The following is a 14,986-nucleotide window of genomic DNA, read 5'->3' as shown; positions in this document are numbered from 1 at the left end:
CGAGACGGCACGGCAGTCGGGCGTTACAGCTGGCCCGTAGCTTTCAGCTGCAGGTACAGGTCCGACAGGGCGGGCGGCAGATCCTCGGGTGATCCCGTCACGACCTGAGCCCCGACCTGTGTGAGCGCCGTGCGCACGCGCTCGATGTCGAGCAGCTGGCGTTCGGCGGCGGCGGCCCGATAGACGTCTTCGAGCGTGGCGCGGGAGGCCGCGGCATCCAGCGCTTCGGGGTCGGTGACCGAGGCCACGACGACGCGGTGCCGACGGGTCAGCTGAGGCAACATCGACAACAGCCCTCGGGATGCGGCGGGCGCGTCGATCGTGGTCAGCAACACGACGAGCGCCCGCTGGTTCGTGATCTGGCGGATCTCACCGGGAACGGACGCCCAGTCGGTCTCGATCAGCTCGGGGTCGACCGGAGCCAACGCATCGACCATGCGCGACAGCAGGGCGGCTCCCGTGGCGCCCTGGATGCGCGCGCGGACCCGACGGTCGAAGGCCAACACGTCGACGCGGTCGCCCGCCTTCGAGGCGAGGGCCGCGAGCAGCAGGGATGATTCGAAGGCCGTGTCGATGCGCGGCTCGTCGGCGATGCGAGCGGCCGAGGTGCGGCCGGTGTCGATGACGATGACGATGCGGCGGTCGCGTTCGGGCCGCCAGGTGCGCACCACGACGTCTTGGCGGCGGGCGGTCGCGCGCCAGTCGATCGAGCGCACATCGTCTCCGCGCACATACTCGCGCAGCGAGTCGAACTCGGTTCCGGCGCCGCGCACCATGACGCTCGTCGAGCCGTCGAGTTCGCGCAGCCGCGCGAGGCGCGAGGGCAGGTGCTTGCGCGCGTTGAAGGGCGGCAGCACGCGCAGGGTGCCGGGGGCGCGCAGCGTGACCTGGCGCGCGGCCAGGCCGAGGGGCCCGAAGCTCCGCAACGTCACGGTCTCGACGTGGCGTTCGCCGCGGCGCGTGGGCGTCAACCGGCTGAGGATCTGTCGTCGTTCACCGGCCGGGATGATGAGTCGCGGCCGGATGCCGGGCGCACCGGCCGAGGGTTGCCAGGCGTCGCGCACGCGTACGCGCAGCGTGCGCCGACCGGTGTTGGTGACGAGCAGTTCGGTGTCGGCGGCCTCTCCGAGTCGCACGCGCTCGGGCAGGCGGCGTTCGAGCGTCGTCGCGCGCGGGGACGCCGCGGCGGCCAGGTCGATGGCGAGCAGCACGACGACGAGCACGAGCCACGCGCCGAGAAGCAGGCCGGGTTCGCCCGTGGCTTGGCCGAGCACGACGACGGGCACGAGCCCGAGCGCCGTGAGCCAGACGAGGCGGCCGGTGATCGCCATTTAGATCGGCACCTGAACCTGCTGCAGCACCTGACGCAGGATGGTGTCGGTGCCGACGCCCTCGAGCTCGGCCTCGGGTCGCAGCTGCAGACGGTGGCGCCACACGGGCAGCACCATGGCCTGCACGTGGTCGGGCGTGAGTGACGGGTAGCCCGTGAGCCAGGCCCACGCCTTGGCGGCGGCCAGCAGCGCCGTGGTGCCGCGGGGGCTGACGCCGAGCCGCACGGAGGGGCTGCGGCGCGTGGCGCGCGCGAGGTCGACGACGTAGCCGAGCACATCGGTCGAGACGCCCGTCGCCGCGGCGGCCGCCTGGGCCGCCACGAGGTCGGCGGGCGAGAGCACCGCGCGCAGGCCGGCGCCCGCGAGGTCGCGCGGGTTGAAGCCCGCGGCGTGGCGGCGCAGCACCTCGATCTCGGTGTCGCGCTCGGGCAGGTCGAGCACGAGCTTCAGCAGGAAGCGGTCGAGCTGCGCCTCGGGCAGGGTGTAGGTGCCCTCGTATTCGATGGGGTTCTGCGTGGCGGCCACGAGGAAGGGGGTGGGCACGGGCTTCGCGAGACCGTCGACCGAGACCTGGCGTTCCTCCATGGCCTCGAGCAGCGCCGACTGCGTCTTCGGGGGCGTGCGGTTGATCTCATCCGCGAGCAGGATGTTCGTGAACACGGGGCCCTCGCGAAACTCGAACTCGCCCGTTTTGGCGTCGTAGACGAGCGAACCCGTCACGTCACCCGGCATGAGGTCGGGCGTGAACTGCACGCGCTTCGTGTCGAGCTGCAGCGCCGTCGACAGCGAGCGCACGAGCAGCGTCTTGGCCACGCCGGGCACACCCTCGAGCAGCACGTGCCCGCGGGCGAGCAGCGCGATGATGAGGCCCGTCACGGCGGCATCCTGGCCCACGACGGCCTTCCCGACCTCGAGGCGCACGGCCTGCAGGCGTTGGCGCAGGTCGTCGTCGGTGGGGCTGGACGGCGAGGTGGCGTCGGTCATGAGTTCCTCCCAAGAGGGTCGGTGGCGTGGCGGATGTCGCGTTCAAGATCGTTCAGGCGGTCGGACAGCGCGACGACGTCGCGGTCGGAGGTGGGCGGCGCGTCGACCAGCAGGGCCCGGATCTCGGACGGATGCCGCCCGAGCGTGGCCGCGGCAGTATCGGCGACCTCGACGACCGCCGACGAGCGGGGCAGTTTGAGGCGTGCGGCGATGCGGCCGGTCGCCCCGATGCGCAGCGCGTCGACGGCGCGACCGCGGGCCGAGCTGCGCTGATAGAGCCGCGCGCGCCCCTCGCGGGTCTCCCCGGAGGGCACGGTCACGGGCAAGTCTTCGACCACGAGCGGGCCGAAGCGTCGCCCGCGCCAGAAGATGGCGACGAGCGCGGTGATGGCGAGAAGAGAGGTGGCGGGCACGAGCCAGTCGGGCGTCAGTGCCTGCAACGTGGGCGGGCCGCTCGCCTCGAGGTCGGCGGTGGTCGGCAGGTACCAGACGAGGTCGCCGGTCTCGCCCAGCAGATTGAGCGCCAGGGCCGCGTTTCCGCGCTGCACGATGTGCTCGTTGTCGAAGACGGCGCGCGGGCCCACGATGCTGATGCCGTCGTTCGTCACGACAAGGGGGTAGCTCGGGGCGTCGGCCGGGCCGCTGCCGAAGCATCCGATGCTCGTGTCGTCGTCGATGCCGAAGGACAGGCCGGATGCCATGCTGCCGGCTCGCTCGGCCGCCGGGACCGTGCAGGCGGCCGCGGGTGCGTCGGCCGCATCCTCGTCCTCATCGGGTGAACCGGCGAGCCGCACGCTGGGGGCGACAGCCTGCAACATGCCGAAGTCGGGCGCAATGAGCACCGTGCGGCCCGCCTCGGAGACGATCTCTGAGAGCCGGTCGCTGTCGAGATATCCCGCGCCGTCGAACACGGCGAGCGTGGCTCCCGGGTTCTCGACGAGTGCGGCATCGGCCTCGGCCGCGGTGTCGGCGACGTGCACGGTCACGCCCTGGTTCTTCAGCACCTCGATGACGGCCTTGGCGCCGTCGGGCGCGGGGGAGTCGGCCGCGAGCGGGATGCTCGTGCCCGACGCCCCGCCGCGCAGGATGGCGGACAGCAGCACGACGCCGAGGGCGACGATGCCGAGCAGGATCCAGAAGGTGTTGCGGCGGAAGAACTGCCGGACGGTCGGCGTCTCGGCGGACGATTCGGAGGCGGTCCGCGCCAGGTCGCTCGCGGGGGAGTCGGTCGGGACCGAGGCGCCGGGGACAGAGTTGATCGGGGTCGTCATCGAAGACCTCCCGCCGCGGATGCCCCGTCGACCGGCGCGGAATCGAATCCGACCGGCGCCTGGCCGGCCAGATCGTCGTCGAGTCGGGCGATGTCCGCATAGCGCTCGGCCGTGCCCGGTTCGCCGAGGTAACGCACCTCGTCGAAGGCGCGCGCGGTGTGGGCCAGCCGGTCGGAGAAAGCGGGGAAGGATGTCGCGGCGCGCGTGGCGACCTCGTGCGCCGTCGTTCCGGGGGTGACCGTCACGATCGTGCGCTCGGACAGGTTGCGGGCCAGGGCGCGGAAACGCTCGGCGATCGCGAGCGACCAGTCGCCCGCCTGGGCGGCACGCTCGGCATCGACCCGGATCTGGCGCGCATCCCGCTCGTCTTCGGCGCTGAATACGCCGGGTTCGCCGGCGCTGCGGCGGTTGAGGCGGGGAACTCCCCAGATGAGCAGTGCCACCACGATCGCCACGACCACGATGGTCACGACGATGGCCGGCAGCAGGCCGTCGGGTGTGCCGCCGCCCCCGGTGAAGAGCGACATGAGCCACTCCCAGATGGCCTGCGAGATGCGGTCGAAAAGGCTCGGCTGGGCCTCGGCGTATCCCGGTTTCGAGAGTTCCTCGAGCAGCAGGCGTTTGGCTTCGGGCGCGTCGGGGTCGACCGGAACCGCGAGCGCGACATCCCGAGCCCAGGCCGAAACCCGGGTCAGTGCTGCCGCCTGCGCGCTGCCGGCCCCCACGACGATGCCCGCGATCACGCCCCGTTACCGCCCCAGGTGCCGGGGCCGGTGTTGCTGCCGGGGCCGCCGCCGGGGTAGCCCTGCGCCGGGCCGCCCTGCTGCTGCTGGCGAGGATCGCCCTCGAATGCATACGGGTTCTCGGTGTCGGAGGCCTGGCCGCGTTCGCGGCTCTCGACGAAGCGCATGAGCTGCAGGTCGAGTCCTTCTTTGCGCATGCGCAGGTCGATGTAGATGAGCGCGCTCGTGGCGCTCTGAGCCACGGCGGTCACCGACGACGTGATGATCGACAGCAGCGCCAACACGATGTAGAGCACGATGATCGTGGTGATGTTGTTGTCGGTAATGGCCGAACCCGTCGGGTCGAGCGACCCCGCCACGACCGAGAAGATGACCGAGACGGGCGTGGTCACGACCTGGCTGACGGTGCCGACGATGAAGGCGACGAGCAGCTGAATTCCGAGCGTCTTCCAGAAGTACCCGGTGGTGAGCGACCACGAGCGGCGGATGGCGGCGGCGAAGCCGAGGCGTTCGAGCACGATTCCGCTCGGGACGAGCGAGAGCTTGGTCGACAGCCAGAAGACGGCCGCAATGAGAACGAGGAACCCGAGGATGCCGACGGCCACCGAGGCCCCGACGAACCCACCCCCGAGCGACACCAAGAGAACGATGAGCCCGATCAGGAGGCCGATCGCGAGCAGCATGGCGAGCGAGGCGACGAGCGTCCAGGCCACGAGCGCCCAGAACCTGGGCCAGGTCGCCTTCCACGCCTCGCCGAGCCGCAGCTTCTCGCCGAGCGTCGCCCGAGCCACCTCGGTGACGATGACGCCCTGCAGGAACACGGCGCCCGCAATGGTCAACAGGAACGGGATGAGGCTGGCGAGCACGATCTGCAGAACGGCGCCGGCCGCGATGGTGTCGCGATCTTCGACGGCCGCCTGCGCGATGCGGCCGAAAGCGAAGTAGCTGACGAGGCCGACGACCAACAACGTGAGGATGGTGGTGACACCCGTGATGAGCAGGGCGCTGCCGAAGGTGGTCTTCGGGTTGCGGCGCAGCGTCTGGAACGGCGCACTGATGAGCGTGCCGAAGGACAGCGGGCGCAGCGGGATGAGGCCGGGCTTGGGCGGGGGAGCCCAGCCCTCGTTCTGCTGCCCGAACGGCTGTTGGCCGTAGGGGTTGTTGGGATCGAACGGTGCCTGCTGGCCGAACTGCGGCTGACCGTATTGCTGGCCGTAGGGTGCCTGCTGACCGTATTGGGGCTGACCGTAGGGCTGCTGCTGACCGTCGGGCCCGGGTTGCCCGTACTGCGGCTGCTGGCCATACGGTTGCGGCTGCTCGCCATACGGCTGCTGCTGCCCGGTCGGCTGCCCGTACGGCTGCGGCGCCTGACCCTCGGGCAGACGCTCCCCGTAGCGCGGAGGAGTTTCGTCGCCCCGCCCCCCGGCGGAACCGTTGGTGTTCGAATCGGCGCCGGGTGAGCGCCATCCATCGTCGTTGGTCATCCAGCGAATCCTCACCGCTCACGGACAGGGTCTTTCCACCATGCTGTCATAGTGCGGGCCCGGTTTACCATCGATCGGACTGCGGCCCCTCAGCGTCCGCCGTTAGGATGACTCGACGACCACTCGCCTTATCGGGGCGAGTCACCCAACTGTGACGTGTCCAGGCGCGCAGGCGAAACGAGAACGAGGCGAATGAGCGCACGCATCTTGGTGGTTGACGACGACACCGCGTTGGCCGAAATGATCGGCATCGTGTTGCGGACCGAGGGTTTCGACCCCGAGTTCTGCGCCGACGGCGACGAAGCCGTCGAGGCCTTCCACCGCACCAAACCCGACCTGGTGCTGCTCGACCTCATGCTGCCCGGCATCGATGGCATCGAGGTGTGCAACCGCATCCGCAGCGAGTCCGGCGTGCCCATCATCATGTTGACGGCCAAATCCGACACGGCGGATGTCGTGAAGGGCCTCGAATCGGGCGCCGACGACTACATCGTCAAACCGTTCAACCCCAAGGAGCTGGTGGCCCGCATCCGCACGCGCCTGCGGCCCGCTCCCACCGAGACCAACGAATCCATCACGGTAGGGGATGTCACGGTCGACGTCTCGGGCCACGAGGTGCGCCGCGGCGACCAGACCATCGGCCTGACCCCGCTCGAATTCGATCTGCTGCTCGCGCTCGCGTCGAAACCGCAGCAGGTGTTCACGCGCGAGATGCTGCTCGAGCAGGTCTGGGGCTACCACTACAAGGCCGATACCCGCCTCGTCAATGTGCATGTGCAGCGGCTGCGAGCCAAGGTCGAGCTCGACCCCGACAACCCCAAGATCGTCATGACGGTGCGCGGCGTCGGCTATCGCGCCGGCTCCGTGGCCTGACCGAACTCCCATGTCTCAGACCGGCCAGGCGCGAAGCAGCCAGGCGCGAACCAGCGGGGCGCGAACCGGCTCAGCGCTGACGGGCACCCAGCGCGCGGCCGCGTTCTTCCGCTCCTGGCGCTCGTGGCCGACCTCCCTCGTGGCCACGTGGCGCCGGTCGCTGCAGTTCCGCACGGTGGCGATCACGTTCGTGCTCGCCTTCCTCGCCGTTCTGATCACGAGCATGTACATGTCGTTCTCGATCGGCAACGACCTCTTCCAGTCGCGCCTCAACCAGGTGCTGGCCGAGTCGAACCGGGCCGTCGCGTCGGCTCAGCGCATCCTCGATTCGTCGAATGCGGAAGACAAAGCGGCGGTGCAAGACCTCATGATCTCGGCGCGCACCGAGATCGCCCAGGCATCCTCGTCGCAGCTCATCGCCGGATATCGCGCGCCCGGCCAGGAGTCGACACCGCTGGCGCCGCAGGACTTCGAGGCGGCCCGGCTCGGCGGCGATGTCATCAGCGAGGATCTGCGGGAGAGCGTGCGGTCGAGCGCCACCGATCAGTGGTGGCAGTCGACCACGCTCACGGCCGACGACGGGTCGCAGAGCGCGGGCATCATCGTGGGCTCGGAGGTGACCGTGCCGGGTGCCGGCCGCTACGAGATCTATATCGGCTACGACCTGGCCGACTCCGAGCAGACCCTCTTGTTCGTGCAGCGCACGCTCATCCTCGGCGGGCTCGCCCTCATGCTGCTGGTCGGCGCCGTCGCATGGGTGGTGGTGCGCCTCGTCGTGACGCCCATCCGGGTCGCGGCCGACACGAGCGAGCGGCTGGCCTCGGGCGACCTGGCGGTGCGCATCCCCGAGCGGGGCGAAGACGAGCTCGCCACCCTCGCCCGGTCGTTCAACGGCATGGCCGACAGCCTGCAGGCGCAGATCAAGAAGCTCGCCGACCTGTCGATGGTGCAGCAGCGCTTCGTCTCGGATGTCTCGCACGAACTGCGCACGCCGCTCACCACCATCCGGCTCGCGGGTGACGTGCTGTTCGATCAGCGCGACGACTTCCCGCCCGCCACGGCCCGCACCGCCGAGCTGCTGCACACGCAGACGCAGCGCTTCGAATTGCTCTTGAGCGACCTGCTCGAGATCAGCCGCTACGACGCCGGTTCGGTCGAGCTCGAGGCCGAGGCGGTCAGCCTCGTGCACCTGGCCGAGGACTCCGTCGAGGAGATGCGCAGCCTGGCCGAGTCGAAGGGCAGCGATCTGCGCCTCGTCGCGCCGGGCGGCTACTCCGAGGTCGAGGTCGATCCGCGCCGCATCCGCCGCATCGTGCGCAACCTGGTGGGCAACGCCGTCGAGCACGGCGAGGGTCGCCCCATCGTGGTCACGGTCGACAGCAACGAGCGCGCCGTGGCTTTGTCGGTGCGCGACTACGGTCTCGGGATGTCGCAGGCCGACGCCCGGCGCGTCTTCGACCGTTTCTGGCGCGCCGACCCCTCCCGCAAACGCACCATCGGCGGAACGGGCCTCGGCCTCGCCATCTCGCTCGAGGACGCCCAATCGCACGGCGGAGCGCTCGAACTCTGGTCGGAGGAGGGCCGAGGAACCTGCTTCCGTCTCACCCTGCCGCGGCGCTTCGGCCAGGCCTACTCCGTGTCGCCGCTGCCGCTGCCGCCCGAGGATGCCGAGGGCACGGCGCCGACCTTCGCCGATGCCCCCGCCACCGACGCCTTCGACGCCGTCGATCTGCCCTCGGAAGCCGACTACCGACGGGAGAACCGGCTATGACCGCCCCACGTTCATCCATCCTCGCCCTCCTCGTCGCGGGCCTGCTCGTGCTCACGGGGTGCGCCGTCATCCCGCGCCAGGGCCCCGTCGAACAGGGCGAGAGCGTGCAGGAGGACACCGACCCCGGGTTCCTCTTCGTGCCGAAGGGCCCCGAACAGGATGCCGATCAACAGGCCATTCTCGAGGGCTTCGTCGAGGCGGCATCCAGCCCGTTGAACAACTACGAGATCGCGCGCGAATTCCTGGCCCCCGGCGCCAAGGTCGACTGGAATCCCGATGCGAGCGTCACGGTCGACGAGCAGTCCAAGCGCCTCTACTCGGCGGTCGACGATCGCACGATCGCGCTCACCACGACGGCCACGGCCGATGTCAGCGCTGCTGGCGAATATCGTGAAGCATCCTCGAATGAGCCCGTCAGCCGCAGCTACCACTTCACCGAGGTCAACGGGCAGTGGCGGTTGAGCGAGGTGCCCGACGGGATCGTGCTCGAACGCAGCAAGTTCGACAGCGTCTTCAGCGCCCACGCGCTCAGCTTCTTCGACCCGAGCTGGACCTACCTCGTGCCCGACCTGCGCTGGTTCCCGTCACGCGCCTCGACCGGCACGCGCATCGTCACGGCGCTGCTCGACGGTCCGAGCGAATGGTTGCAGCAGGCCGTCGTCACGGCGTTCCCCGAGGGCACGGCGCTCAGCAAGGACTCGGTTCCGCTGCGGGGGACGACGGCCGAGATCGACCTCAACCGTGAGGCCCTGCAGGCCGAGACCATCGCGCTGCAACGCATGCAGGCGCAGGTCACGGCGAGCCTCACGGGTGTGTCCTCCATCACGGCCGTGCAGATCTCGATCGCGGGCACGGTCGAAGAGATCCCCACGCTCACGGTGGCCACGCCGCGCGTCGACTCGCGCGCCCTCGTCTTCGACGGCAAGACGTTCGGTTTCCAGAACGCGTCGGCCATCCAGCGCATCGAGGGCCTCTCGACCCAGATCGAAGGGGTCAACCCCCGCGCGGCCACCGTCAACGCGGCGCAAACCCAGGCCGCCGTCCTCACAGCCGGGGGAGTGGCGTCCGTGCGATCGGGCGCCTCGTCACCGACCATGGTGGATGAACGCGCCAACCTCATCGCCCCGGCGCTCGACAATTTCGGCTACGTGTGGACCGTCCCGTCCGACCGCCCGGGAGACGTGCACGCCATCGCGGCCGACGGCACCCAGACGCCCGTCGTGACGAGTTGGCCCGAGGCCTCGCAAATCGTGTCGCTGCAGGTGTCACGGGATGGCACGCGTGTGCTGGCCCTCCTGCGGAGCGGCGGTCAGAACCGACTGCTCGTGGCCGGCATCGAACGCAACAATGCGAACCTGCCGCTCACGCTCGGCGAACCCGTCGAGCTGACGATCGGCTCGGGCACGGCCATCGGTGCCACGTGGGTGGACAGCGTGTCTGTCGCGTCGGTGACCGCGGGCGAGGGCGACGAGCGCACGGTCGTGCAGCAGGCGGTGCGCGGGCAGTCCGAGCAGCTTCCCTCCAGTGAGGGCGCGATCGCGGTGGCGGGCGGCAACACGGCCCGGCAGCTGCGCACGCTCGACGCCGACGGCGAATTGTCGATCTTCCAGGGGTCGTCGTGGCAACAGGTGGCCGACGGCATCCGTTTCGTGGCGACGCAGATGGGCTCGCCCGACTAGCGTTTCGTTCTCCACAGCCGCGATCCGGCCGTCCTTTCCACAGATCGTCAATCCGCGGTTCGGTGGATGCTGCCACGCGGAATGCTCGTGGCATGACCGATTCCGCCCCCGCTCCCGAGCGGCACTCCCCGTTTGCTGCTGCCCTCGGGTGGGCCCTGCCGCTCAGCTGTGTGGGCTGCCAGATGCCCGACCACCCCCTGTGCGGGTCCTGCCTGCGCCGCGCGGCCGCATCGGCGCCGCCGCCGCGCACGCTCCCCGACGGCACGATCGTGTTCGCGGGCAGCTCCTACGCCGACGAGGTGCGGCGGGCTATCGTCGCCTTCAAGACCGAGGGGTTCACGGTCATCGATAAGCGCCTCGCCGTGCTGCTGGGCGCTGCGGTGACGGCTGCGTGTCTCGACATCGCCGACGCCGATCCGGCGGGCATCCCTCCACCCGTCGCCCGTCGGGCAGACGCGCCTCAGGCTGGCGCCACTCCGCTCGCGGCGGTGCGCGAACGCGACGGCCTCGCCACGCGACGCCGTCCGGTGCTCTACGTGCCCGTCCCGTCTTCCCGCCGCGGCTACCGAGCCCGCGGCTATCGGCCGGTCGACCGCGTCCTCGGCCGCACCGGCCGCATCGCGACGCCCGCGCTCGCCTATCTGCGCCAGCCGTCCGATCAGATCGGTCTCGACGCCGACGAGCGCGCGGCCAACATGCGGGGCAGCATCCGCACGACGCGCCGCGTCGCGGGCCGCACGGTCATCCTGATCGATGACGTCTGCACAACCGGAGCAACCCTCACAGAAGCCGCGACGGTGCTCCGTGACGCCGGCGCTCGCCGCGTGTCTGCCGCCGTGATCGCCGCCACGCCGCTCCGTTCGCTGTTGGCACAACCCGCCCAGACTGTCAGTGACTTCTCCGAGGAGGGGGACTACGGTGGGGCGAAAGGCGTGGAAGAACCGCCCGAACTTTCAGGCGGCACGCCCTATCGAGGAGGTCGCTATGGAAACTAACATCGTCGGACTAGGTCTCGGACTCACCGATCGATTTCGCGATTACGTCGAAGAGAAATCCGAGAAAATCGAGCACCTCAACGAGAAGGCCTTGGCCTTCGAGGTAAAAGTCTCGCGTCATAACGACAAATCGGGCCGCGCGGGTGACGACCGCGTCGAGCTCACTCTCATCGGCCCCGGCCCGCTCGTTCGCGCCGAGAGCTCGGGTTCCGACAAGTACGTCGCCTTCGATCTCGCGATCGCCAAACTCATCGAGCAGGTGCGCCGCGCCAAAGATCGCCGCAAGGTGCACCGCGGAAAGCACCGCACCTCGCTGCACGCTGCGGCCGCCGAAGGCTTCAGCGGCATCGACATCCAGCCCGCCGACGGCGAGATCATCGAGGCTGTCGCGACGGGTGCCGTGCCGACACAACGGGTCGACGACGACGAGCAGCCCGAAGACTACAGCCCCGTGGTCATCCGCCAGAAGGTCTTCCCGGCCGAGTGGATGACGGTCGACGACGCCGTCGATCGCATGGAACTCGTCGGACACGACTTCTTCCTGTTCATCGACGCCAAGACCGACCGCCCGAGTGTCGTCTACCGGCGCAAGGGCTGGGACTACGGTGTCATCGGCCTCGACGAAGAGGCGGGCGCCTCGCAGAAACGAGCCTGAGCCCACGCCGTCACGCGCATAATCGCGCGCGCTCTCACGAACGCCGCGTGCAGCCATCCGAGCTGCACGCGGCGTTCACTGATTTACAGCGTGTGCACACCGATCGCCCCGCTAACATAGAGTGCGGTCCGGGCAGAATTGCCCGACGTCAGTCGTGCACACGGCACGACGCGCTCACACGATCGGAGCCCCCGGGCACCGAACATCGCGCGGCGCAGATGACGCGCACCGAGACAACTGGAGTTCAATTCGTGGCCTCAATTCTGGAGAAGGTCCTTCGCGTCGGCGAAGGTCGCACGCTGAGGAAGCTAGAGAACCTCGCGAAAGCGGTCAACGCGCTCGAAGACGACTTCGCCGACCTCACCGACGAAGAACTGAAGAACGAAACCGCCGAGCTGCGCGGCCGGCACGAGAAGGGCGAGTCGCTCGACGACCTGCTGCCCGAGGCGTTCGCCGCCGTTCGCGAGGCCTCCAAGCGCACCCTCGGCCTGCGCCACTTCGACGTGCAGCTCATGGGTGGCGCCGCGCTCCACCTCGGCAACATCGCCGAGATGAAGACCGGTGAGGGCAAGACGCTCGTCGCCACGCTCCCGGCCTACCTCAACGCCATCGCGGGCAAGGGCGTCCACGTCATCACGGTGAACGACTACCTCGCCACCTACCAGTCCGAGCTCATGGGTCGCGTCTTCCGCGCCCTCGGCATGACCACGGGTGTCATCCTCTCGGGCCAGACCCCCGTCGAGCGCCGCGAGCAGTACGCCGCCGACATCACCTACGGCACGAACAACGAGTTCGGCTTCGACTACCTGCGCGACAACATGGCGTGGCAGTCGGCGGACCTCGTGCAGCGCGGCCACTTCTTCGCCGTGGTCGACGAGGTCGACTCCATCCTCATCGACGAGGCCCGCACCCCGCTCATCATCTCCGGCCCGTCGTCGGGCGAGGCCAACCGGTGGTTCACCGAGTTCGCGCGCATCGCCAAGACGCTCACGCCCGGTGAAGACTACGAGGTCGACGAGAAGAAGCGCACCGTCGGCGTGCTCGAGCCCGGCATCGAGAAGATCGAGGACTACCTCGGCATCGACAACCTCTACGAGTCGGCCAACACGCCGCTCATCTCGTTCCTCAACAACAGCATCAAGGCCGTCGCCCTGTTCAAGAAAGACAAGGACTACGTCGTGATGAACGGCGAGGTCATGATCGTCGACGAGCACACCGGCCGCATTCTGATGGGTCGCCGCTACAACGAGGGCATCCACCAGGCCATCGAGGCCAAGGAAGGCGTGGCCGTCAAGGCCGAGAACCAGACGCTCGCCACGGTCACGCTGCAGAACTACTTCCGCCTCTACGAGAAGCTGTCCGGCATGACCGGAACGGCCGAGACCGAGGCCGCCGAGTTCATGTCCACCTACAAGCTCGGTGTCGTGGCCATCCCCACCAACCGCAGCATGCAGCGCATCGACCAGTCCGACCTCGTCTACAAGAACGAAGAGACGAAGTTCCAACAGGTCGTCGAAGACATCGCCGAGCGCCACGAGAAGGGTCAGCCCGTCCTCGTCGGCACGACGAGCGTCGAGAAGAGCGAATACCTCTCGCGCCTGCTTGCCAAGAAGGGCATCCGTCACGAGGTCCTCAACGCTAAGAACCACGCGCGTGAGGCCGCCATCGTGGCCCAGGCCGGGCGCCTCGGCTCCGTCACGGTAGCCACCAACATGGCCGGCCGTGGAACGGACATCATGCTGGGCGGCAACGCCGAGTTCCTCGCGGTTCAGGAGATGAACCAGAAGGGCCTCAGCCCCGTCGAGACCCCCGACGAATACGAAGCCCAGTGGGACGACGTGTTCAAGGCCGTCAAGGCCGAGGTCGGCGAAGAGGCCGAGAAGGTCATCGCCGCCGGTGGTCTCTACGTGCTCGGCACCGAGCGCCACGAATCGCGACGCATCGACAATCAGCTGCGCGGTCGTTCCGGCCGTCAGGGAGACCCGGGCGAGAGCCGCTTCTACCTGTCTCTCACCGACGACCTCATGCGCCTGTTCAATTCGGGTGCCGCCGAAGCCCTCATGGGCCGCAACGGCGTGCCCGACGACATCGCCATCGAGTCGAAGGTCGTCAGCCGCGCCATCCGCAGCGCACAGTCGCAGGTCGAGTCGCGCAACGCCGAGATCCGCAAGAACGTGCTCAAGTACGATGACGTCCTCAACCGCCAGCGCGAAGCCATCTACTCCGACCGCCGGCACATCCTCGAGGGTGACGACCTGCACGAACGCACGCAGAAGTTCCTCGAGAGCGTCATCGACGAGGTGCTCGACGTGCACGTGGCCGACGGCAACGGTGACGATTGGGACTTCGACGCCCTGTGGGTCGAGCTGAAGACGCTCTACCCGATCGGCCTCACGGTCGACGAGGTCGTCGCCGAGGCCGGCCGCAAGGGCAAGCTCGACCGCGACTTCCTGCGCCGCGAGATCCTGTCCGATGCCAAGCTGGCCTACAAGCGCCGCGAAGAGCAGCTCGGCTCCGAGGCTATGCGCGAGCTCGAGCGCCGCGTCGTGCTGCAGGTCATCGACCGCCGCTGGCGCGACCACCTCTACGAGATGGACTACCTGAAGGACGGCATCGGCCTGCGCGCCATGGCACAGCGCGACCCGCTGGTCGAGTACCAGCGCGAGGGCTACGCCATGTTCCAGCAGATGATGGGACAGATCCGCGAGGAGTCCGTCGGCTACCTCTTCAACCTCGAGGTCGAAGTCAACCGCCCGTCGGCCGACGACATCGCGGCCACGGTCTCGGCCAAGGGACTCGAACGCCCCGCCGGCGAAGAAGAGAAGCTGAGCTTCACGGCTGCCAACGACGCGGGCGAAGTCGAGGTGCGCAACCAGAAGGGCCAGATCGAGAAGGCGGCCACCAACCGCGCACAGCGTCAGGCCGAGAGCCAGAAGGCCGCGGCTGCAGCGGACGGCGACGAGGCCCCCGAGGCCCCCAACCGCCCGCAAGAGGCACCCAAGGCTGGTGGTGCCCGCGGCGCCTTCGGCCAGTCATCCGGTGCAGCACCCGCCGCCGCCAACCGTGCCGAACGTCGCGGTCAGGCCAAGAAGAAGTAACCATACGACCGCTGCACCGCCACGCGAATGGCGACACAGCGGCTCAAGTGAGGCGATGGGCGCCACCCCCTGGGGTGGCGCCCATCGCTCGTTAACGGGGCG

11 protein-coding genes are annotated in these 14,986 nt (G+C 69.0%); 6 read left to right on the top strand and 5 right to left on the bottom strand.

Annotation, left to right across the window (positions count from 1 at the left end):
- Nucleotides 1–23: 23 nt before the first annotated feature.
- The 5 genes from ACUWEX_RS10515 to ACUWEX_RS10495 are packed head-to-tail and all read right to left on the bottom strand — an operon-like array spanning nt 24 to nt 5,813.
- The gene (locus tag ACUWEX_RS10515; protein ID WP_445996202.1) at nt 24–1,331 is read right to left on the bottom strand and encodes a DUF58 domain-containing protein; all 1,308 of its coding nucleotides are present in this window, start codon (nt 1,329–1,331) and stop codon (nt 24–26) included.
- A complete protein-coding gene (locus ACUWEX_RS10510; RefSeq protein ID WP_445996201.1) occupies nt 1,332–2,315 on the bottom strand; it encodes an AAA family ATPase in 984 nt (327 codons plus the stop codon).
- Nucleotides 2,312–3,586 (bottom strand): DUF4350 domain-containing protein, encoded by a 1,275-nt coding sequence (locus ACUWEX_RS10505; protein WP_445996200.1) that lies wholly within the window; start codon nt 3,584–3,586, stop codon nt 2,312–2,314. The genes ACUWEX_RS10510 and ACUWEX_RS10505 overlap by 4 nt, the downstream gene beginning before the upstream one ends.
- Nucleotides 3,583–4,329 carry a DUF4129 domain-containing protein gene (locus ACUWEX_RS10500; protein WP_445996199.1) on the bottom strand — a complete coding sequence of 249 codons (747 nt, stop codon included), beginning with the start codon at nt 4,327–4,329 and terminating at the stop codon, nt 3,583–3,585. The genes ACUWEX_RS10505 and ACUWEX_RS10500 overlap by 4 nt, the downstream gene beginning before the upstream one ends.
- Nucleotides 4,326–5,813: a glycerophosphoryl diester phosphodiesterase membrane domain-containing protein gene (locus ACUWEX_RS10495; protein ID WP_445996198.1), complete on the bottom strand. Its 1,488-nt coding sequence runs from the start codon at nt 5,811–5,813 to the stop codon at nt 4,326–4,328. Before ACUWEX_RS10495 ends, ACUWEX_RS10500 begins: the two co-directional genes overlap by 4 nt.
- 192 nt (nt 5,814–6,005) lie before the next feature.
- On the opposite strand from ACUWEX_RS10495, the gene mtrA reads away from it, so the two are divergent.
- The 6 genes from mtrA (at nt 6,006) to secA (ending at nt 14,884) form a co-directional block, all read left to right on the top strand.
- On the top strand, nt 6,006–6,686 hold the full coding sequence (gene mtrA / locus ACUWEX_RS10490) for an MtrAB system response regulator MtrA (protein ID WP_077055317.1): 681 nt from the start codon (nt 6,006–6,008) through the stop codon (nt 6,684–6,686).
- A 10-nt stretch (nt 6,687–6,696) separates the two neighbouring features.
- Entirely contained in the window at nt 6,697–8,457 is a 1,761-nt protein-coding gene (mtrB, locus tag ACUWEX_RS10485; RefSeq protein WP_445996197.1) for an MtrAB system histidine kinase MtrB, read from the top strand.
- The gene (locus tag ACUWEX_RS10480) at nt 8,454–10,136 is read left to right on the top strand and encodes a GerMN domain-containing protein (RefSeq protein WP_079728292.1); all 1,683 of its coding nucleotides are present in this window, start codon (nt 8,454–8,456) and stop codon (nt 10,134–10,136) included. The genes mtrB and ACUWEX_RS10480 overlap by 4 nt, the downstream gene beginning before the upstream one ends.
- Before the next feature lie 92 nt (nt 10,137–10,228).
- Nucleotides 10,229–11,131, top strand: a complete 903-nt coding sequence (locus ACUWEX_RS10475) for a ComF family protein (RefSeq protein WP_445996196.1) — start codon at nt 10,229–10,231, stop codon at nt 11,129–11,131.
- A complete protein-coding gene (gene hpf / locus ACUWEX_RS10470) occupies nt 11,121–11,786 on the top strand; it encodes a ribosome hibernation-promoting factor, HPF/YfiA family (protein WP_079728294.1) in 666 nt (221 codons plus the stop codon). Before ACUWEX_RS10475 ends, hpf begins: the two co-directional genes overlap by 11 nt.
- A 251-nt stretch (nt 11,787–12,037) precedes the next feature.
- On the top strand, nt 12,038–14,884 hold the full coding sequence (secA, locus tag ACUWEX_RS10465) for a preprotein translocase subunit SecA (RefSeq protein WP_445996195.1): 2,847 nt from the start codon (nt 12,038–12,040) through the stop codon (nt 14,882–14,884).
- Nucleotides 14,885–14,986: the final 102 nt, after the last annotated feature.

It is taken from the genome of Okibacterium fritillariae (assembly GCF_052783725.1).
The sequence above is the reverse complement of the archived record's forward strand: the minus strand, read 5'-3'. Positions and strand labels throughout refer to the sequence as shown.

What these genes read in the sequence shown, in the direction of transcription:
- mtrB (WP_445996197.1), top strand. Translation starts at nt 6,697, where the DNA reads ATGTCTCAGACCGGCCAGGCGCGAAGCAGCCAGGCGCGAACCAGCGGG.
- ACUWEX_RS10495 (WP_445996198.1), bottom strand. Translation starts at nt 5,813, where the DNA reads ATGACCAACGACGATGGATGGCGCTCACCCGGCGCCGATTCGAACACC.
- mtrA (WP_077055317.1), top strand. Translation starts at nt 6,006, where the DNA reads ATGAGCGCACGCATCTTGGTGGTTGACGACGACACCGCGTTGGCCGAA.
- ACUWEX_RS10475 (WP_445996196.1), top strand. Translation starts at nt 10,229, where the DNA reads ATGACCGATTCCGCCCCCGCTCCCGAGCGGCACTCCCCGTTTGCTGCT.
- ACUWEX_RS10510 (WP_445996201.1), bottom strand. Translation starts at nt 2,315, where the DNA reads ATGACCGACGCCACCTCGCCGTCCAGCCCCACCGACGACGACCTGCGC.
- ACUWEX_RS10515 (WP_445996202.1), bottom strand. Translation starts at nt 1,331, where the DNA reads ATGGCGATCACCGGCCGCCTCGTCTGGCTCACGGCGCTCGGGCTCGTG.
- hpf (WP_079728294.1), top strand. Translation starts at nt 11,121, where the DNA reads ATGGAAACTAACATCGTCGGACTAGGTCTCGGACTCACCGATCGATTT.
- ACUWEX_RS10480 (WP_079728292.1), top strand. Translation starts at nt 8,454, where the DNA reads ATGACCGCCCCACGTTCATCCATCCTCGCCCTCCTCGTCGCGGGCCTG.
- ACUWEX_RS10505 (WP_445996200.1), bottom strand. Translation starts at nt 3,586, where the DNA reads ATGACGACCCCGATCAACTCTGTCCCCGGCGCCTCGGTCCCGACCGAC.